The sequence below is a fragment of the Arcticibacter eurypsychrophilus genome (genome assembly GCF_001730525.1).
Classification (GTDB): Bacteria; Bacteroidota; Bacteroidia; order Sphingobacteriales; family Sphingobacteriaceae; genus Arcticibacter; species Arcticibacter eurypsychrophilus.
On record NZ_MDFN01000003.1, the window covers coordinates 149,697 to 167,911 of the forward strand.

At 38.7% G+C, this 18,215-nt stretch carries 21 protein-coding genes and 1 pseudogene; 8 read left to right on the plus strand and 14 right to left on the minus strand.

The window, feature by feature from the left end; translation table 11 throughout:
• Position 1: 1 nt before the first annotated feature.
• From BFL47_RS03030 to BFL47_RS03045, 4 genes are all read right to left on the minus strand, one after another.
• A complete protein-coding gene (locus BFL47_RS03030) occupies positions 2-1,861 on the minus strand; it encodes a beta-galactosidase (protein ID WP_069658313.1) in 1,860 nt (619 codons plus the stop codon).
• A gap of 232 nt (positions 1,862-2,093) precedes the next feature.
• The gene (locus BFL47_RS03035) at positions 2,094-2,327 is read right to left on the minus strand and encodes a hypothetical protein (protein ID WP_069658314.1); all 234 of its coding nucleotides are present in this window, start codon (positions 2,325-2,327) and stop codon (positions 2,094-2,096) included.
• Between the two features lie 37 nt (positions 2,328-2,364).
• On the minus strand, positions 2,365-2,712 hold the full coding sequence (locus BFL47_RS03040; RefSeq protein ID WP_069658358.1) for a hypothetical protein: 348 nt from the start codon (positions 2,710-2,712) through the stop codon (positions 2,365-2,367).
• A gap of 29 nt (positions 2,713-2,741) precedes the next feature.
• Positions 2,742-3,284 carry an RNA polymerase sigma factor gene (locus tag BFL47_RS03045; protein WP_069658315.1) on the minus strand — a complete coding sequence of 181 codons (543 nt, stop codon included), beginning with the start codon at positions 3,282-3,284 and terminating at the stop codon, positions 2,742-2,744.
• 236 nt (positions 3,285-3,520) lie between these two features.
• On the opposite strand from BFL47_RS03045, the gene bla reads away from it, so the two are divergent.
• From bla to BFL47_RS03060, 4 genes are all read left to right on the plus strand, one after another.
• Complete coding sequence (gene bla, locus BFL47_RS03050) at positions 3,521-4,261, plus strand: subclass B1 metallo-beta-lactamase (protein WP_069658316.1); 741 nt, start codon at positions 3,521-3,523, stop codon at positions 4,259-4,261.
• 329 nt (positions 4,262-4,590) lie between these two features.
• A complete protein-coding gene (locus BFL47_RS19700) occupies positions 4,591-4,767 on the plus strand; it encodes a hypothetical protein (protein ID WP_170827255.1) in 177 nt (58 codons plus the stop codon).
• Positions 4,768-4,772: 5 nt separating this feature from the next.
• Positions 4,773-5,462 carry a 2,3-diphosphoglycerate-dependent phosphoglycerate mutase gene (gpmA, locus tag BFL47_RS03055; RefSeq protein WP_069658317.1) on the plus strand — a complete coding sequence of 230 codons (690 nt, stop codon included), beginning with the start codon at positions 4,773-4,775 and terminating at the stop codon, positions 5,460-5,462.
• A gap of 232 nt (positions 5,463-5,694) precedes the next feature.
• The gene (locus BFL47_RS03060; protein WP_069658318.1) at positions 5,695-7,365 is read left to right on the plus strand and encodes an amidase; all 1,671 of its coding nucleotides are present in this window, start codon (positions 5,695-5,697) and stop codon (positions 7,363-7,365) included.
• Between the two features lie 137 nt (positions 7,366-7,502).
• Here the strand turns inward: BFL47_RS03060 and BFL47_RS03065 are convergent, their stop codons facing one another.
• Genes BFL47_RS03065 through BFL47_RS03080 form a run of 4 tightly spaced genes read right to left on the minus strand, consistent with a single transcriptional unit; the run spans position 7,503 to position 10,518 of the window.
• A complete protein-coding gene (locus BFL47_RS03065; protein ID WP_069658319.1) occupies positions 7,503-7,943 on the minus strand; it encodes a universal stress protein in 441 nt (146 codons plus the stop codon).
• A 36-nt stretch (positions 7,944-7,979) separates the two neighbouring features.
• Positions 7,980-8,987 carry an MlaD family protein gene (locus BFL47_RS03070; RefSeq protein WP_069658320.1) on the minus strand — a complete coding sequence of 336 codons (1,008 nt, stop codon included), beginning with the start codon at positions 8,985-8,987 and terminating at the stop codon, positions 7,980-7,982.
• 11 nt (positions 8,988-8,998) lie between these two features.
• Positions 8,999-9,742, minus strand: coding sequence for an ABC transporter ATP-binding protein (locus tag BFL47_RS03075; RefSeq protein ID WP_069658321.1), 744 nt, complete (start codon positions 9,740-9,742; stop codon positions 8,999-9,001).
• 5 nt (positions 9,743-9,747) lie between these two features.
• Positions 9,748-10,518, minus strand: a complete 771-nt coding sequence (locus tag BFL47_RS03080; RefSeq protein WP_069658322.1) for an MlaE family ABC transporter permease — start codon at positions 10,516-10,518, stop codon at positions 9,748-9,750.
• Positions 10,519-10,776: 258 nt separating this feature from the next.
• Here BFL47_RS03080 and BFL47_RS03085 point away from each other — a divergent pair, with 258 nt between their 5' ends.
• Positions 10,777-10,989, plus strand: a complete 213-nt coding sequence (locus tag BFL47_RS03085) for a hypothetical protein (protein ID WP_069658323.1) — start codon at positions 10,777-10,779, stop codon at positions 10,987-10,989.
• A gap of 56 nt (positions 10,990-11,045) precedes the next feature.
• On the opposite strand, the gene BFL47_RS03090 is transcribed toward BFL47_RS03085, so the two are convergent.
• The 3 genes from BFL47_RS03090 to BFL47_RS03100 all read right to left on the minus strand — a co-directional run bounded on the left by BFL47_RS03090 (position 11,046) and on the right by BFL47_RS03100 (position 12,365).
• Positions 11,046-11,294 (minus strand): alpha/beta fold hydrolase, encoded by a 249-nt coding sequence (locus BFL47_RS03090; RefSeq protein WP_069658324.1) that lies wholly within the window; start codon positions 11,292-11,294, stop codon positions 11,046-11,048.
• Positions 11,260-11,808 (minus strand): alpha/beta hydrolase, encoded by a 549-nt coding sequence (locus BFL47_RS03095; protein ID WP_069658325.1) that lies wholly within the window; start codon positions 11,806-11,808, stop codon positions 11,260-11,262. Before BFL47_RS03095 ends, BFL47_RS03090 begins: the two co-directional genes overlap by 35 nt.
• A 179-nt stretch (positions 11,809-11,987) precedes the next feature.
• Positions 11,988-12,365 carry a winged helix-turn-helix transcriptional regulator gene (locus tag BFL47_RS03100; RefSeq protein WP_245681288.1) on the minus strand — a complete coding sequence of 126 codons (378 nt, stop codon included), beginning with the start codon at positions 12,363-12,365 and terminating at the stop codon, positions 11,988-11,990.
• Between the two features lie 111 nt (positions 12,366-12,476).
• Between BFL47_RS03100 and BFL47_RS03105 the strand changes: the two genes are divergently transcribed.
• Positions 12,477-13,082: an FMN-dependent NADH-azoreductase gene (locus BFL47_RS03105; RefSeq protein WP_069658326.1), complete on the plus strand. Its 606-nt coding sequence runs from the start codon at positions 12,477-12,479 to the stop codon at positions 13,080-13,082.
• A gap of 934 nt (positions 13,083-14,016) precedes the next feature.
• Positions 14,017-14,298 (plus strand): annotated as a pseudogene (locus BFL47_RS20440) (AAA family ATPase).
• 151 nt (positions 14,299-14,449) lie between these two features.
• Here BFL47_RS20440 and BFL47_RS03115 read toward each other — a convergent pair.
• The 3 genes from BFL47_RS03115 to BFL47_RS03125 all read right to left on the minus strand — a co-directional run bounded on the left by BFL47_RS03115 (position 14,450) and on the right by BFL47_RS03125 (position 17,245).
• A complete protein-coding gene (locus tag BFL47_RS03115; RefSeq protein WP_069658328.1) occupies positions 14,450-14,665 on the minus strand; it encodes an addiction module protein in 216 nt (71 codons plus the stop codon).
• A 548-nt stretch (positions 14,666-15,213) separates the two neighbouring features.
• Complete coding sequence (locus BFL47_RS03120) at positions 15,214-16,332, minus strand: Fic family protein (protein ID WP_069658329.1); 1,119 nt, start codon at positions 16,330-16,332, stop codon at positions 15,214-15,216.
• Between the two features lie 109 nt (positions 16,333-16,441).
• Positions 16,442-17,245, minus strand: a complete 804-nt coding sequence (locus BFL47_RS03125) for a DUF6624 domain-containing protein (protein ID WP_069658330.1) — start codon at positions 17,243-17,245, stop codon at positions 16,442-16,444.
• Between the two features lie 398 nt (positions 17,246-17,643).
• Between BFL47_RS03125 and BFL47_RS03130 the strand changes: the two genes are divergently transcribed.
• Positions 17,644-18,180 carry a hypothetical protein gene (locus BFL47_RS03130; protein ID WP_069658331.1) on the plus strand — a complete coding sequence of 179 codons (537 nt, stop codon included), beginning with the start codon at positions 17,644-17,646 and terminating at the stop codon, positions 18,178-18,180.
• Positions 18,181-18,215: the final 35 nt, after the last annotated feature.

Sequence of the window (18,215 nt, forward strand, 5' to 3'; positions counted from 1 at the left end):
TTTAATTTTTTAAAGCATCCAACACCGGAAGTTTTGTTGTTTTTAAGGTAGTATGCAATTTATCATTAAGCTGGTCATAGATCACCACTTCGTTTTTCCCTTTAATCAACCAGCATCCGGGAAGATACAAAGTCTGTTGAGGACCGATGTTCCAATAACGCCCCAAATGATGACCGTTAACGAATACAATTCCTTTACCCCAATCACTCATATTCAAAAAAGTATCTCCTGTTACCGTCAGATCGAAGGATCCGGCGTATAAAGCGGGCCTTCCTATTACATTTTTTAATGGATATTTTTCCAGAGCAGGCTGCACATCAAAAGGCATTTTAAACATTTGCCAGCCACCTGTTACCACTTGATCATTGATTAACACATCAGAAATAATCCCTTTTATATTATTGATAATTTGCTCCCCATAATTGATGCGGCCCATATTTTCAACCAGGATATCCAAAGTTCCATTGAATGGAATAGCTACTTCCAACTCATAAATCTGGTTTACCCGATTGAGCACACCTACTTTTTTACCATTCACATATACGACACCGTAATCACGAAGACCTTTAACCTGGAGTTTTCCATTTACAGGTTGAGTGAACCGCCTGCTATATAACACGTAACCGGAACCTTGATTAAGATCTTCAAAGGAAAGAGGTTTATCATTGGTAATGGGCTTGATTGATTTCTTCCAATCCAGCACGTCAGCTGTACGGGTTAACTTAATATCCGGAATTAAAATTACGGGCATTTGTTCAGGAACCGCTGGAATGTCATACTTCACATATCTTTTCATCAAATCCCTGATGGCGCTAAATTTTGGTGTTGCCCAACCTGCTTCAGATACAGGAGCATCATAGTCATAACTGGTAATATCAGGCTGAATATCCTGTTCTTCATTATAATTAGCCCCTGAAGTAAAACCAAAATTTGTTCCCCCATGCGCCATATAAAAGTTGAAACTGACTCCATTCTTTAGAAAGACTTCCGTTTGTGTGGCGATATCTGCTGCCGGAATTTTATTAAATGGCTCTCCCCAATGATCTAACCAACCGGGATAGAATTCGGCCACCATATAAGGGCCTATATTACCATGATACTGATTAACTGCCTTCTTTAAATTATCGATGTTGCTTTCTCCATTTGCAGTAGGTAAAACGCCAGCTAAAGACCCGCCCTCAAATAAGCCCGATCCATCTGAAGTGAAAAAAGGAACATTAAAACCTGCATTTTTTAGCAAAGCTAAAATGGCTTGATTATACTTTTTATGTTCTACGAGAGGTATATCCTTTCGTTGTGAAACATAAGAACCGAATTCATTTTCTGCCTGAACCATAATGATGGGGCCACCATTACTGATCTGCAATCCTTTAACCTGTTCGGCCAATTTGGACAAATACACATTACAGGAATCCAAAAACGGCTGATTATTGGAACGGATCACCAGATCCTTGTTCTTTTGCAACCACCAGGGGTAACCACCGAATTCCCACTCGGCACAGGCATAGGGACCCGGACGCAGGATAACAAAGAGCCCTTCCTCTCCGGCAGTCTTTATGAATTCTGCCAGATTATGTTTTCCGGTTTTAAAATCCCAAACCCCAGGAGAAGTATTATGATAATTCCAGAAAACATAGGTAGCAACGGTATTAAGACCCATTGCCTTGAGCATTTGCAACCTGTTTCGCCAATATTCTTTAGGAATTCGGGCATAGTGCATCTCTCCGGAATGAATCTGAATAGGTCTAGCATCGTACAAAAAAGCACCATCCTTAATTTCGAATGAATGTTTTTTCTGTGCACTGATCTCCAAAGAGAAAAGAAGCACAATTAGCAAGAGGATTATAGGATTTGATTTCATCGTGACGCAATAACACGATAAAACTAATAATAGTTGGCTGTTAAACAAACAATATCAAAAGTTTTAACAGTGGTATTATTGAATCGAGCCAACTCAACTCATCAATTAAACTTTCCTTTTTTGTAAAATATGCTTACTTAATGAGGTAAGATTCATTATATCCGCCTCGCTATTGATGTGAACCATTTACTTACGTAGATTCTTTTTTAAAAGACAAGTCGGGTAATCCTAATCAGAAAGAAGGTTCTGAATAAAAAGTCTCCAAATTAATACATTCAAAGCCAAGACTCCGCGCCACCCTTATGATCTCTTCATTTTTGTTCACTCTGGAATCTACCCGTAATATCCGGTCACAGTCAAACAAATCAATGGTCCATTTTAGATCGGCCATTAAGGCATTTAAATAAGGTTTGATTTTGTTCAAATCACGAGTTGAAGCAATATTAGTTTTGAATATTGATATCATGATATAGGTATTTTAAATGTTAAGATTTTTTATATTTCTAGTCCACTTTCGCTTCATCCTGATGAAATTCTTCGCCACAGCCAAACATACGGCCCCTGAATCTCTTTTCAAATTGAGCCCTTTTCTCAGGACTCATATCTTTAACCCGATCTGTTAGGCGTTTATTAAAAAGGGATCTGTCACCACCAAATCGTCCCATCCTACCGAAGCCAAACAAGATTTTACATAAAACAAAAACTCCCATAGCCTGCCAAAAGGTGATCGTTCCAACATGGATAATATCGGGCAGCAGATTGTTCCACAAGAACATCACTACAAAACTGATTAGAGTTAAAAAGGCCGCAGCCATAATAGGAAATAAAACAACCCGGACCTTGCCGGGCATATTAAAAAATAGCTTTCTCATCATTTAAATTATTTGTCTGTCAATTCATCGTACAATTGTTTTAACCGCTTACGCAGATGTACCACTGCATATCTTTTTCGGGATACCAGCGTCTGCACATTCACCTTTGTGAGCTCAGCAATGCTCTGGAAAGAAAGATCTTCCAATTCATGCCATACAAAAACTTGTTTTTGCTCTTCAGGCAATTCGTCCAGCGCTGCATATAATTGCTCCCAAAAAAGGCCACGCAAGTATTCCGTTTCAGGAGTAGCCGAATCAGGATAAAGTATCGTGCTGTAATCCGGTTCATCGACACCGAAAACATCGTCAAGTAAACTTTCAGAATGCTTACGATACTTATCCGTAATTTTATTACGCGCTACCTTATATAACCAAGCTCCCGTTTGCTCCACAGGTGCGGTGTTAATCATTAAGCTGAGCTGATACCAGATATCCTGCAGTATATCTTGGGCATCCGCATCATTATTTACTCGCCTTGTAATAAATGACAGTAACCCTTCCCCATGATCTTTTATGGTCGTTAAAAGGTAACTGTTCTTGTCTTCGCGCATCAGGCCGTTCAATAATGTACTTTGTTTAATAGTTAAGACGATTGAGGTTCAATAACATTTTAAAAAAAATGATTTAATTTAGCAAGGATAAATTAAATCATTTTCACATTGCTGCTGTATAGAGATTTTTCTTTCTTGAATTTGCGTGTTAACTTAAAATCGTTAATTTCCTATTCATAAGTGCTGGAAAAGCAATAAATCTCAATCACCGATTGTTCATATGTAAAGATAAGATCATGACAAAGTCCTTAAAAATTACACTTATTGGTTTCTTTTTATTCGGTTGTAATACAATAAAACCACTAGAAAAACTTGAAAACTATAAATCTAATACCTTGGCAATTGAAAAAATAGCAGACCATGTATATCAACACATCTCCTATATGAATACTGAAAGCTTTGGCAAAGTTTCTTGTAATGGGATGATTGTTTTTGATCATAGAGAAGCCATAATATTTGACACACCACCAGACGATCAAACCTCTTTAGAGTTGATCAATTGGGTACAAAACACGCTCCGCTGCAAAATTAAAGCTATTGTACCTACACATTTTCATGAAGATTGTCTGGGTGGTTTAGAGGAGTTCCACAAACACAACATTCCCTCTTACGCCAACAATTTAACGATAACATTAGCCAAAACTAATCATTTCAGCATTCCTCAAAATGGATTCGACAAACAAATGGAACTCAAAGTAGGCAATGAAAAAGTAATGATTGACTATTTTGGAGAAGGTCATACCAGGGACAATATAATTGGATATTTCCCTAAAGAAAATGTCATGTTTGGAGGCTGCCTCATCAAAGAACTAGGCGCAGGTAAAGGTAATTTGAATGATGCCAATACGAATACATGGTCTTCTACCGTATCAAAGTTGAAAGAAAAATATCCCTATACCAAAATTATAATTCCTGGTCATGGGCAACGAGGGGGAACTGCATTATTGGATTATACCCAAAATTTGTTTAAGCTGTAAGGTTTTAAGCATTACCACTATAGTAGTATAAAAAAATAAACAATCATAGTTCGCTTGTGGCATCCATTCCTTTATCCCAATCTCAGATTTTGTAGCCTTTCCATTAAGCCGAAGAAAATTAGCGTAATTATAAAGCGCCTGTCGGACATGTTATGGGTAACCCCAGAAAGGCTGCATGGAAAAAGTCAGATCCTTACCTTGGGTTAACCTACCTGATTTCAGACCTGTCTGGAAATACGAGCACAAGAAGCGACTTTGTTTTCCTATCTGATGGTGCTCACTTTTGACAATATGGGGCTTTATGAACTCATTAGTATATTAAAGCTTCAATGACGACAAAAGAAAACATCGACTTGCAGGAATACGCTAAAAAAAATACGGCCTTTCCGCATCAAAGTACCGCAAACCAATTCTTCAATGAAGAGCAGTTTGAAAGCTACAGAAAGCTCGGAATGAATATCGTAGACAAGATTATCCCTAAGCATCAAATTTCTTTTCTAATTTAGTGCTAATGAAAAAGATTGTATTGATCCGTCATGGAGAAAGTTTATGGAATCAGGAAAATAGGTTTACTGGATGGACCGATGTAGATCTTTCTGAAAATGGATATATTCAGGCTAAGAAGGCAGGAGAAATATTAAAAAGAAATGGGTATAATTTTGACATAGCTTTTACTTCTCTTTTAAAACGAGCAATTAAAACGCTACACATCGTACTGGAAGAACTTGATCACCTTTGGATTCCCGAACAAAAGTCATGGCATCTTAACGAGCGTTTTTACGGTGCATTGCAAGGCTTAAATAAACTAGAGACCGCAGAGAAATATGGAGCAGATCAAGTATACAAATGGAGACGTGATCCGGATGAAGAACCACCTGCCGTGACTAAAGAAGATCCCAGGTATCCAGCTAACGACTTGCGCTATCAGGACCTGAAAGAAGCAGATTTACCATTATCAGAAAACCTTAATGATACCATTGCCAGGGTTTTACCTTATTGGCAATCAGAGATCGTACCAGCCCTTGTTGAAAATAAACATGTAATCATATCCGCTCATGGAAACAGTTTAAGAGCATTAATCAAATACATCGATCACCTAACAAATGACGAAGTCATCGCATTGGAAATACCCACAGGAATACCACTTGTATATGAGCTGGATGACGATCTGAATAAAATCAGGCACTACTATCTGGAATAATTTACCAGACTCACCTACATTATGAACCGCTTATAATGAAAGACAAAATCTTCTGGTAACCTTTATTCCTATACCAAAAAGGGACATTTTGTATCTATAAATTAGAGCAGAGATAAAACATACCTACTAAAGGGAGCTGTCATTCTTCTATATTACTTTGGTTTAAGGTTCAGAAGTTAAAACAAATACTTATTTCCCTATATTAGGGAAACGTATTATCACCGACACCAATATGAAGAACAAATCTAGGACCTTACTAATAGTTTGTGCAATCAGTAGTTTAAGTTTTCTCTTTGGCGCCTTTGTTCATGCTAAACTGGAAGCTATACCCATTACTTCCGGCATTATTAAACAAGCTCAAGTGCTGATAGGGATGGAATTCACAACAAACGAAGCCGACTCCATGATTCATGAACTTATGGAGAACAGAACCTCATATGCAGAACTTCGTAAACTCAACCTCCCCAATGATGTCGTTCCGGCCCTAAACTTCAACCCCCTGCCAGTAGGTTTTGTAAATCCAGATAGTGAAAGCGGCTTTCAGGTATCAAAAGAAACTAACTTGAAGATGCCAGTTGACCAGAATGACCTGGCCTTTTATACCGTTACCCAACTTGCGGAATTAATCCGTACTAAACAAATCACCTCCACAGCGCTAACCCATTTCTTTATCGCAAGACTCAAAAAGTACAATGGTACACTTTTCAATGTAATCACTTTTACCGAAGAGCACGCCTTAAAAATGGCAGCGATTGCAGATGCAGAAATAAAAGCAGGACACTATCGGGGAATCTTACATGGAATTCCTTTCGGAGCTAAAGACCTTTTGGCACAAAAAGATTACGCAACAACTTTTGGAGCGCCACCCTATAAAAATCAGCAGTTGAAGTTTGATGCAACCGTTATAACACGACTTGAGGAAGCAGGTGCCATACTTGTAGCCAAGACTTCTTTAGGGGAACTTGCTATGGATGATGTATGGTTTGGCGGAAAAACAAAAAACCCTTGGGATATTACCCGTGGTTCAAGTGGCTCATCAGCAGGATCAGCCTCCGCTGTAAGTGCCGGCTGTTTACCTTTTGCAATTGGGTCAGAAACCCTGGGATCTATTGTCTCGCCATCAACAGAGTGTGGTACAACAGGTCTTCGCCCCTCTTTTGGCAGAGTCAGCAAATATGGCGCCATGGCATTAAGCTGGAGTATGGATAAGTTAGGTCCCATTACCCGAAGTGTAGAAGATGCCGCAATTGTATTTAATACCATTCAGGGCACTGATCCCAAAGACCTGAGTACAATTGCTGCTCCGTTCAATTATGATGGGCGGCTGAAGTCTTTAAAAGGATATAAGATTGGATTCTTAAAAGCTGATTTTGATGAGAAATATGAGAATCATAACAATGACTCTGTTACCTTAAAAAAGCTAAAGGAATTAGGCGCCGAACTAGTACCTATAGCCTATCCAAAGATGCCCGTAAATGCTATGACTTTCATTCTGACTGCAGAAGCAGGCGCTGCTTTTCAAGAACTTGTGTTATCAGGTAAAGACGACCAGCTGGTACAACAGAGAAAGAATTCATGGCCCAATATTTTCCGCACTTCCCAGTTTATCCCGGCAGTTGAATATATCCAGGCAAACCGTGCCCGCACTTTATTGATCAAAGACTGGTATGAAAAACTAAAGGGGCTCGATCTATATTTATCCCCGTCTTTCTCCACTAATTTAACGATGACTAATCTAACCGGTAATCCATGTGTGGTATTGCCAAACGGATTTAATGAAAAAGGAAATCCCGCTAGCATCACATTTATGGGGCAGCTCTTTGGTGAAGGTAAGCTGCTTCAGGCCGCAAAAGCCTACCAGGAAAATTCAACTTTCAATAAGCATCCATCACTGAACTTTTGATCATTGCTGTATTGAACAGCTTAAACTTTGAAAGATTGAAGGGTGGTACGATTTTTATTTCAACTTTGAACCAAGATAAGAAAGCAATCTGCTGTCGGAAAGGCTATGGCTTATGCAATGGGCCCAAAATATATAAATTACTTAAGTGAATCGATCACCGGAATGACAACTAAAGTTCTTTTGGAGTGCCGGATTACATCTTCTGCAACGCTTCCTAACAATAAATGTGGCAAACCTTTTCTGCCGTGGGTTCCCATAACAATGATGTCAGCCCCCCATTCCTCTGCCGTCTCTATAATAACTTTATATGGTACACCTTTTGCAACAAAACTTTTGACAGGATAGTCTTTAAATACTTTCTCGATCACACGAAGCTGATTGGCGTTCAAATTATGCTCCATCATGTCATCTTCCTCTTTTTGAGTCGGCGGGTCATAGTCTATACTACTGTCAGCTTCAGGGATGCTAATCAGTGCTATTTCTGAATGGTATTGCTGGGCAAGCTGAAGACCACTCAATGCGACTAATTCTGAACTTGGATTGTTGTCAATTGCAATTAGGATTTTATGAAATTCCATCAGTTTGATTTTTATAAATGAATAAATTTACCGGCTTTATTTTAATTTGAGCTTTTCAGTCCCTTTAGCTTCTTTTATCTTTTTCCGCTCAAGAGATCTAAAGTATCCTCTAAAAAGAAAATTATGCTTTAATGCCTCCATATTTTGGTTAAAGCCATCTGTACCATGTTGCAGGTTTTCTATAGTCAGGCTAATGTTTTTAGCCATTAGTGAATCCTTAAGCACGGTATTGACAGCATTATTTCCTTTAGTGACGTCATGGTTTATTGTCCTAATCATGGTATTCATTTCCCTGGTCATGGCACTGGCATTAACTCCGGCCGCCTTAATTTGTACAACGGCATCCTGAAGCGTACCTGCCAATGCAGTGTCTCTGAGTAACAACCCGGCAGTTCCTTTGCCCTGTTTAATGTCGCTAATAATTTGATTTAGTGCCATGGTCATCTCGTTGGCATTGTTACTTGTCTTATAAACGTTTAGCAAGGAGGCCTTCAAACTTATTCCAATGGTTTCGTCGTTGAATAATTTTAATATTGCACTGCTATCAATTCTCAACACTGTACCTTTGAGTACTTCAGAAATATCAGCAACATTATTATTGGTCTGCGATAGTTTCTCTACAATTTCGTCCATATTAGCCATATTTTTAGCTTGTAGAATATCACCTTCTACTACTTTTTGGCTAAAGCCTTTGACCGGACTAATATTTACGACCTTGTTGCCCATCAGACCTTCAGTGCCTATAGCGGCCAGGGCATTTTTGTTTATAAATGATTTAACCTTACTATTGATCTGCATGGTAACTTCAATAGTGCTGTCGTTAATAAGTTCAATTCCTTTTACTGTCCCCGCCTGCAACCCTGAAAACAGCACATTATTTCCTTCGGTTAAACCATTCAAATTAGAGAACCTTACCTTGAGTTTAAATTCATTGCCAAAAAGATTTTGATTTTTTCCTATAAAAAATAAGGCAAGGATCATCAGGACTAAGCCAGATAAAACAAATGCCCCAAGCTTGATATTATTTTCTTTTTGATGTGCCATTTTCTATTATTTTATTCAAAAAACTGTTTAATATTTTGATCGGCTGATTGCTCCAGTTCTGCATATGTTCCCTCTGCATAGCATTTCCCTTCCAGCAGGAGCACCACTAAATCTGCGGTATTCTTTACGCAGTTCATATCGTGCGAGATGATGATAGAAGAAGTATGGTTCTTTTTTTGCAGTTTAAGGATCAGGTTTTCGATTTCTCTTGAAGTGACCGGATCCAGGCCTGTCGTCGGCTCGTCATAAAGAATAACCTCAGGCCGCAGAATCATGGTTCTTGCAAGAGCAACGCGCTTCAGCATTCCTCCTGATAATTCTGAGGGCATCATATCCAGGGTATGGAGCAGATCCACATCTTCCAGAGCCCCGTTGACCAGCCTGTCCACTTCATCTTTCTCAATGTCCACCCAATGCCTTAACAGCGGGAACTCTAAATTTTCCCTGATCGTCATCGAATCATAAAGGGCATTGCTTTGAAACAAAAAACCAATTTTAGAACGTGCCTGATCCAGTTCATCTTCATTCATCTCTGGTATATTACCGTTAAATACATGGATGCTTCCGCTATCTGGCTGTAACAGGCCAATGATACATTTGATCAGTACAGATTTACCTGAACCCGATTTACCAAGGATCACTACATTGCTGCCCTTTTCTACGGTCAAATTAAATCCATCCAGTATGATTTTGTCCCCGAAGGCTTTGACCAGATCCTTGATCACAATTACCGCTTCACTTTTGACTGTTTCCATGTTTGTTAGTTAAGTCCCAGTAATTCAGTAATCTGCACTGCCAGTAAGTCTATAATAAAAATCAATACAGAAGATAGAACTACAGCTGAATTGGCTGAGATTCCGACTCCCTGCGTACCTTTGCTCGAGTTAAATCCTTTATAGCATCCTACGATGCCAACAGCGAAACCAAAAAATAATGTTTTGATGATTGCCGGTAGTACATCACTAAAATCCAGACTTTTAAAAACCTGAAGAAAGAATAGATCAATACTGGTTACCGAGCGTATGTTTACTCCCAGATACGCGCCAAACAAGGAAATCCCATCCCCAAGAATAGTAAGCAGGGGCAACATTAAAGTAGTTGCCATAACCCGGGTAGCAACAAGATATTTAAAGGGCTTAATGCCGCTTACCGTCATCGCATCAATCTGCTCAGTCACCTTCATTGATCCCAGCTCAGCACCGATGCTGCTACCAATTTTTCCGGCAAATATCAATGCAGTGATCACAGGCCCGATTTCCCGAACAATTGCCAGCCCAACCATCACTGGTAGCTGCGATTCCACACCATAATCCACAAGCGAAGGCCTCAACTGCATAGTAAGTACCAGTCCCATGATAAATGAAGTAAGTCCAACCAATGGAAAAGAAAGATAGCCAATGTTATAACATTGATTCAGTAGTTCCTTACTCTCATATCGAGGTTTTATTCCTGCCGAAAAGAAACGACCAGTAAAACGGGCTACATTCCCTGTTTCGTCTAGAAATTGTTTAAGCCGAACTATTAATGTCATAGTTTCAAATTTCGGGGATATAAATATAAATGCCATGACTCGTAGCCCTCAATTAGATGATACTAGTCACTGCAGATTGTGATTAATATCATTGCCGGTATTACCGGATAGTCAATTTTGAATTCTACACCTATTCCGAGAAATTGCCAGCCTTCACACTTACACATGAAACCAATTCATGGCGTTCCTCGCTTTTGTAACCCTATTTATAGCATAAATTGTATTTTACTATCGAACAGCTAGGTTCATTTGTATCCTATGAGTAATTATGATACTTATCCCCATGCACTTTATCTTAATTTGGAAGATCCCAGGCTTTACGAATTTGAGCCAACTGACTTCGCCATTCTTGATGAGTTGATAAAGGCCAGTGGGGACTTTATATTAGTTTTCTTCTCATTGATCGTTAACCTTTCCATATTCGAATCTACAAATATTCATGACAATAACTATGCAATTAATTTTCCCTAAGCTTAATTCTAAAAGCGTAGTTCTTTACCATGAAAAGCAGTTTCAATTTAAAGTAATCACAATTCATCCTTCAATATCTTGTTTACTTGCTCACTATTGGAGTAAACACAGAAATGTCCGCCAGCTTTCACAACTCTTAAAGACGAACCAGCAGCACATGGAAATATCCGATCGCGCCTGCCATGGATCTGTATAAGCTGCTCCGGAAGTTGAGTGCTCTTCCAGCGTGCAATAACGCCAAGCGCCCATTTTAAAAATATAGGATCTGTTTCAAAAAGGATTAAATATCCGATCGCGCCTGCCATGGATCTGTATAAGCTGCTCCGGAAGTTGAGTGCTCTTCCAGCGTGCAATAACGCCAAGCGCCCATTTTAAAAATATAGGATCTGTTTCAAAAAGGATTCCTTTAAATAATAACTTTGTCTCCTGAGTGAGTGGGCCAAATACCCAATACAAAGCAATATTCGGATACCTGAGCCATTTTGCCGGTACAATCTTATCTAAATGTAGCAAACCACAAACTTTATACAATGCAGGCAAGCTACTACGAGTTGCTATTGAAGAAATCAAAAATAGTTTATGGGGCTTCTTAAACTTGCTAATTTCTACTGCAATCATTCCTCCAAAAGAAAGCCCAACAAGTACGAAAGGTTCTGTTATACCTATTGGTTCTGCCAATCTTGCTGAATAATGCTCTATGCTTTCGTTATCCTCAGGCATTAACCAGTCGAGATGAACAATTTCGTATTCACTTGGCAGTACTATGCGCTGAAATGCCCGTCTGTCGCAGCCTAAGCCGCTAATAAAATATGCTTTCATCGTTTAATAGAAAATGAAGCGGATAAAAATGGTGATATAGCTATCTCTGTTAACTGGATCATACTAAACCTATTGGAATAAAGTTTTTAATCATCTCCCTTTTGCACTGATTGAAAATAGCTAACTTAAAAATTAGCTACACTTTTTTAATACGTTTTTTTCTCTTTATGTTTAGAAGATCATGATTGTTTCCTCATACTTTGTTTAACTTTCTCCCTGTGCTGTTCACCCCAGGCACTGAGTTCACCTATCACGCTTTTTAATGTTTGGCTATACCCCGTAGCTTCATAGATAATGCTAACGGGGGTAGTTGGATATACGTTACGCGTGATAAAGTCGTTCAATTCCAGATCTTTTAGTTCTTTCGCTAAGACCTTGGCGGAGATCCCAGTGACTTCCTTCTGAATCTCATTGAAACGCTTTGATGATTGCACCAAAGAGAGAATCAAAGCCCGCTTCCATTTTCCATTTAAAACATAAAGTGCGTCAATGACGTTCTTGAGCGAGCCTGCACACTCATGATTGCTAGGAAGCACCTCATTTCTAATCATTTTCATACCTCAAAGATAATCACTTACCTCAATGTTACCGCTTACCTTTCGGTAAGTACTATCATTTCACCACCTGGTAACCCTACTTTTGCTTAAGATAATTATTAACAAAATTTTATGAAACACATCCTTCATTTAAAGTCAAGCCTGCAAGGTGCAGCATCTTACAGCATTAAGTTGGGTCACACTATCGTTGAAAAAATTCAAGACAAGTATCCAGACAGCTCGGTTGAGGAGTTAAACCTCGTTGATATGGACATCCCCCACCTTAACCCGAATAGCCTTCGTACATTCTTTACTCCAGTGGAGCAGCTAACTGAGGAAGATAAAAAAGCGAATCGTCTCTCTGATGAACTGGTGAAGCAACTGCTGGCCGCTGATATTATCGTCATAGGTGCACCGCTAATCAACTTTACTGTTCATACCTCGCTTAAGGCCTGGATTGACCATGTTACCAGGCCAAAAGTAACATTTGGTTACGGTGAAGATGGTCGTCCTATCGGAATGGTAACCGGTAAAAAAATCTATATTGCCATGTCTTCAGGTGGTGTTTATTCAGAAGGACCAGGGAAAGCAAACGACTTTGTTGCTCCTTACCTAACGGCTTTCCTCGGCTTTTTGGGTATGACTGACGTAACGGTATTCCGTGCCGAAGGACTAAAAGTACCAGGAGTTAAAGAGTATGCTATGGAGAAAGCAATTGACAGTATCCAAATCGATTAAAATTCTCGTTTAAAAGCAGCAAGCTTTAATTAAAGCTTGCTCTCAACGCCGTTTTATCATTAAAGTACGTATCCAGAATCTTATCCAGTTTTTTAAGCAAGGCGTTGTTAATTGGCTTTCTGGTAATGAATGTGCTTACAGCGCCTTTATTTGCCCACCGTCTATGACGATGGCTGCACCTGTAATATACGGCCTAACCTCTGTTTCCCATGTCAACCGCTCTACCGGATTATTTCTAATTGGTCCATCCCATCGTCAGATCTAAATCTCCATAAGGCTAAACAATGAGACGCTGAAAGGATAAAATTTGTATCAGGCCGAACATTCCTGTCCATCTCTAAAATCCCGATACAATAATTTCGTTATGTGCCAAACCAAAAATGGGTTACTCTTTTTTCCTGTTGGACCCGGCACCTGCGATATAGACGTTTCTACCCGCTCCTGATCCAACTCTTATTTCTAAGCTGCTTCCAATTCAATACTAATACTCAGCTCAATGAATATTTCGATAAATCTTTCTGTTGAACAAATGTAAACAGGCTATTAAAAAGAAGTGAATATCGAGACGAATCTTCCAAACTCTTCTCAAATAAGTCGTATTTTGCTTTAATTTACTAATCTGAAACATCTATATGAAGATGATTCCATAAGGTAAAAAGGAGAATTTATAGATGGAAACCTCATCAAATTCACTTCTAAACAATCAAAACCTCTGTTTCCCATGTCAACAGCTAAAATTGTATTTTACTATCAAACAATAGTGTATTTTACTAACAAACACTTTCCTATAATTACATGAAATAAGTAACCATGATACTTCAATCTGCTCTTAACCAAGTTATCGAAGCACAGAAAGCTAACCTTTCTCAAAAAGATTCTGGCCTAAAAAGAGACGCGTTGGCAACTCTACCAGACCTATCATCGTTTGCTTTAATTGTTTCTTGGAATAAGGAGATGTGGAAAAAGTACCCCGCTATTTCAATTACTTAAAGAGCGACATCCTGATGCACTATATCTTAATTTGGAAGATCCCAGGCTGTACGAATTCTAGTCTACCGATTTCGCCAGACTAGATGAATTGATAAAGGTAAGCGGAAACAAGGTCCTATTTTTTGACGAGATACAAATTATACCAGAATGGGAAAGATATGCAAGGCAAAAGCTGGATGAAGATTATAAAGTAGTGATAACCGGTTCCAACGCTTCATTACTATAAAATTCAGCAGTTTCTTTTAATAGATTAATTTGTTTTATCACTTTTTTTGAAAACGTATACCTAATCCTTTAGATTGTTCATTATACCAATCCGTTGATTTTTGAATATCATTTAAAGCTTCGGGATAAATTTTTATCTTGTAAGGAGGCATCTAGGACTTAAGCTTTTTAGATGCTATATCCCAATCTAATAAGATCTCCGGATTATTCTTGTATTCCGCAACTCTTTCATTAACGATACTCTGATGTTCTATTGGAATAGTGATATCTTCAGACCAAATCACTTCATTAAGATCCAGTTTTTCAGAGGGTGACAACTGTTTCACTGCATCTTTTAATTGTCTAAATGATAATTCAATAGCGATCATAATATCTATCTTTAATCCATAACAAAAATAGCTATTTTATTTATAATTGCTATCACGTCTTATCTCTGATCAGTTAAGTTGATTGCACAGTAGAAAACTAGTAATCACCAATGTTATAGCTACAATGGAAAAATTCCGTATCATAAACCCAGCGATTAAATCATAAATATCGTTCATGAAGGATAACGATATGATGTATGAGGCGCCCTGCTATCATTAAGCGCAGCCGGCGCGCACTAATTTCCTTCCCTGAAGCAATTCCCGTTATGGTTAGTTCCTCTTCATTAATGGAACGGAACAGATATAGGTTCGCTTTCCACTACACTCAATATCGCCGAAAAAACAGTCCGCAACAATATCGCTATAGAAATCTCTCAACTACGCAAAGCCTTGTCAAAAGAGTATCCAGAGGTTGTTTCGATCCTGTTTCTTGCGTTATTAATTTATTAACCTAAGCATTACGATTTCTTAACCCCTTTCCTCGGGACAATTTGCCTGCCTGTGCTATATTTCATAAATAGGATGTTTAGTGTTATGACGCTAAATAACTAAAATGGTTGCACTAAATTCAATTGATACCTTGTGCTCCTACCACCAGCCTCGCTTAAGGGTATCAAAGCATCAAGTGATAACAAGTTCTGAAGATCCCTTGTCGCCGTAGCTTTGGATACCTTGGTTAAGGTTCCATATTTACTGGCATTGATTCCTCCGACAAAACCTGCAGGACCTTCCTCGAGCATTCTCTTCACGACTTTTAGCTGCCGTTCCGATAGCTTATCTTTGAATCTGTCGAAAAATATCGTCTTTCTCAAAACAAAATCTATCTGATCTTCCGTGTCCTGTTGTGCATTTAAAATAACATCTACAAAATAGTTAATCCATGGTGTGATTTCAATTGATCGTTGAGCAACTTCTAAAGCAGCATAGTACTTGCTTTTTTTTGATTCAATTGTTTTAGACAAACTAAGAAGTACAGGGCGACCTATTCCTTGTGATAAAGCTTTTTCTGCAATCGCACGGCCAATTCTGCCATTCCCATCTTCGAAAGGGTGAATTGACTCAAAGTACAAATGAGCAATAGCTGACCGTATAGGAGCCTTCTTAATTTCATACTTACCTCCCGGACCGCTTTCATTGAACCAGTTGATAAATCGCTCCATCTCCCCTGGCACTCTTTCCGATGGTGGCGCTTCGTAATGCACTTTTTCCTTTCCCAAAGCACCCGAAACAACCTGCATCGGCTCTGGATGATCTCGCCATACCCCAACCCGCACTTTAATCTCAGTACCCAACAGCATCCGATGCCATGAAAACAACTGCTCATCAGTCAATTGCTGTTTATAGGTATTACGTAAATCAATCAAGAGGTCGCCTATCCCTTTAGCTTTCATATCTAAGAACTGATGTTCTACAACCAAACCAAGGCCATTCTTAATCGAAGACATCACATCTTTTCGGCTGAAGTATTCTCCTTCAATCTCAGATGTTTTTATTGCCTCTGCAACCATTACATTAATAATTGCCTCCATCTGCGTATCGGTCGGTAATGCTTTCAGAATGCCGCTTACCAAACCAGTTTTTTCAGAAAATTGATATAGCTCCTCTTCAACTTCAACTAAGTTGTAAGTGAAATCAGGCCATTCCTTAACTTGCCAGCTATACTTCATGAGCCGAATGATTAGTTTATTCGGCTCAAATATAAGAATATTATGAGCCGAATAGTTATTTTATTCGGCTCATGAGAAAATCTTTGTCTCTATTTATCATCTACCTAACTTAGTTCGTAGAAGTTCTATTGTTGAATGGAATTGTTCTCTCCCGTTTCTTGTACATTAGGATTGAAGGGGCGACAATCTGCGTCTTTTCCGGCCGGTGCTCTACGAATAAATCTACATTCCAATCTACACCAAATTGGTTAAGATAGTCTTTAAGTAGCGGCAACCCCACTTCCGCACGTCTCTTATCTACATTTATCGGATCTTCCAGAGGGAGCACATAGTACATACCTGTTTCCTTCGAACGCGCAATCTGACTTCCATAAACTTGTCTTTTCCCTTGTGCTAATGCCACTCTGTCTTCTAAATAAGCATAGTTTTGAGTGGAAGCATTTCCAACCTTGACCGCCGCTTTCATTACGGGCAAATATTTAAGCTGCACAGGTAGTGGTGCATGTTGAATTACTAAAAAAAGAGTTAAAGGGCCACGTTCTCCAATTTCTTCTTTACCAAGCCAGCCATATCTGTCCAAAATAGATTGAACCTTGCTCAAATTTATTTCGTCTTTATAAACAATTGTATCTATTAGTGCGCTATACTCTACAGAAGCCGCACCAAATTTCTCCTCAATAGAATGAAGCTTTCCCCTGCAAGTTTGATCGTCAGAAAGTATAGTATCCAACATAGCAACCAAAGTCCTGTTCAAACTTACTTGTGTCCTGCTCTTATCTGTGTTCAAAGAATCAGTTATGTCCTGCAGCATTTTTTCAAGTTTAATAGGATTTACATTCACAGATGATCCCTGAACTACCGATTGTAGAACACTAAGAATTAATATCGTCAGAAAACCTTTTAATGACTTCATATTGAGGTGATAATACACTTTACATTCAAATAGTTTGATCAATAATTTAACCTAGCTGAAGTAAAGTCAGATTGTGTTTTATTTGTTACTTTTACGCAAATCATAATCTCCGGTGGTTTCTTAAATGTAGTAATATCCTAAACAATATGTATTACCTGCCCATCAGTATTTACCAAAATAATGATGGAGACTTATCGATTCCTCTATAACTCTGCTATATTTGCGAGCACCTAAAACCATCACATGGATTTTTTAACAGTCAATTACGAATCGCTATTTCATCAATTCTTGCAAGCTTTGATGAAATAGCGAAAAAGATTTCCGAAAACATTCAGTTAAAAGTCAATAATGAATATTACCGGATAGTCGATTTTGAATTCTACACCTACTCCGAGAAATTGCCTGATCCCCACACCTACAAGAATGATCTTCAACTGCAATCAAGCAAGCTATATTCGCATGGATCAGGAATTGATATCACATTTGGAGATGGGAAAAACTATGGAGGCATCTTAATACGCAGCGTAGTGAAACTCTATGATGGCTCAGACCCTAAAAGCGGCTTCATTACAAAACAATACGATGGACCACAAAAGGTGGCTACTGAACTGTTTTCAAGCCTCAACACATTAAACGAAGCGGGCGTCAATACCATACAACTATTAGACAATAAGGGCTTTAATCAGAATCACCAATTCTATCCAGGAAGGAGCATCTTAAAGACTCATCGTGTAGGCTTAACGACAAAGGTAAATGATCCATTAGATTTTTATCTCAACCTTGATCTACGGTATATCCTCCTTCTACAGATATTTCCTAATTTCAGGCAAACCGTTAAGGGTATAGAAGTTATTGTAAAGATTAAGCTGGACAGCAAAACATTAACACTTGAAAAAGCAAAGAATATTCTGGGTTACACCATGAAGTTGGTATGATCCAAGATAAAGAAAGCAATCTGCTGTACCTGGCA

What these genes read in the sequence shown, in the direction of transcription:
- BFL47_RS03030 (WP_069658313.1), bottom strand. Translation starts at nt 1,861, where the DNA reads ATGAAATCAAATCCTATAATCCTCTTGCTAATTGTGCTTCTTTTCTCT.
- BFL47_RS03035 (WP_069658314.1), bottom strand. Translation starts at nt 2,327, where the DNA reads ATGATATCAATATTCAAAACTAATATTGCTTCAACTCGTGATTTGAAC.
- BFL47_RS03040 (WP_069658358.1), bottom strand. Translation starts at nt 2,712, where the DNA reads ATGCCCGGCAAGGTCCGGGTTGTTTTATTTCCTATTATGGCTGCGGCC.
- BFL47_RS03045 (WP_069658315.1), bottom strand. Translation starts at nt 3,284, where the DNA reads ATGCGCGAAGACAAGAACAGTTACCTTTTAACGACCATAAAAGATCAT.
- bla (WP_069658316.1), top strand. Translation starts at nt 3,521, where the DNA reads ATGACAAAGTCCTTAAAAATTACACTTATTGGTTTCTTTTTATTCGGT.
- BFL47_RS19700 (WP_170827255.1), top strand. Translation starts at nt 4,591, where the DNA reads ATGACGACAAAAGAAAACATCGACTTGCAGGAATACGCTAAAAAAAAT.
- gpmA (WP_069658317.1), top strand. Translation starts at nt 4,773, where the DNA reads ATGAAAAAGATTGTATTGATCCGTCATGGAGAAAGTTTATGGAATCAG.
- BFL47_RS03060 (WP_069658318.1), top strand. Translation starts at nt 5,695, where the DNA reads ATGAAGAACAAATCTAGGACCTTACTAATAGTTTGTGCAATCAGTAGT.
- BFL47_RS03065 (WP_069658319.1), bottom strand. Translation starts at nt 7,943, where the DNA reads ATGGAATTTCATAAAATCCTAATTGCAATTGACAACAATCCAAGTTCA.
- BFL47_RS03070 (WP_069658320.1), bottom strand. Translation starts at nt 8,987, where the DNA reads ATGGCACATCAAAAAGAAAATAATATCAAGCTTGGGGCATTTGTTTTA.
- BFL47_RS03075 (WP_069658321.1), bottom strand. Translation starts at nt 9,742, where the DNA reads ATGGAAACAGTCAAAAGTGAAGCGGTAATTGTGATCAAGGATCTGGTC.
- BFL47_RS03080 (WP_069658322.1), bottom strand. Translation starts at nt 10,518, where the DNA reads ATGACATTAATAGTTCGGCTTAAACAATTTCTAGACGAAACAGGGAAT.
- BFL47_RS03085 (WP_069658323.1), top strand. Translation starts at nt 10,777, where the DNA reads ATGAGTAATTATGATACTTATCCCCATGCACTTTATCTTAATTTGGAA.
- BFL47_RS03090 (WP_069658324.1), bottom strand. Translation starts at nt 11,294, where the DNA reads ATGGCAGGCGCGATCGGATATTTAATCCTTTTTGAAACAGATCCTATA.
- BFL47_RS03095 (WP_069658325.1), bottom strand. Translation starts at nt 11,808, where the DNA reads ATGAAAGCATATTTTATTAGCGGCTTAGGCTGCGACAGACGGGCATTT.
- BFL47_RS03100 (WP_245681288.1), bottom strand. Translation starts at nt 12,365, where the DNA reads ATGAAAATGATTAGAAATGAGGTGCTTCCTAGCAATCATGAGTGTGCA.
- BFL47_RS03105 (WP_069658326.1), top strand. Translation starts at nt 12,477, where the DNA reads ATGAAACACATCCTTCATTTAAAGTCAAGCCTGCAAGGTGCAGCATCT.
- BFL47_RS03115 (WP_069658328.1), bottom strand. Translation starts at nt 14,665, where the DNA reads ATGATCGCTATTGAATTATCATTTAGACAATTAAAAGATGCAGTGAAA.
- BFL47_RS03120 (WP_069658329.1), bottom strand. Translation starts at nt 16,332, where the DNA reads ATGAAGTATAGCTGGCAAGTTAAGGAATGGCCTGATTTCACTTACAAC.
- BFL47_RS03125 (WP_069658330.1), bottom strand. Translation starts at nt 17,245, where the DNA reads ATGAAGTCATTAAAAGGTTTTCTGACGATATTAATTCTTAGTGTTCTA.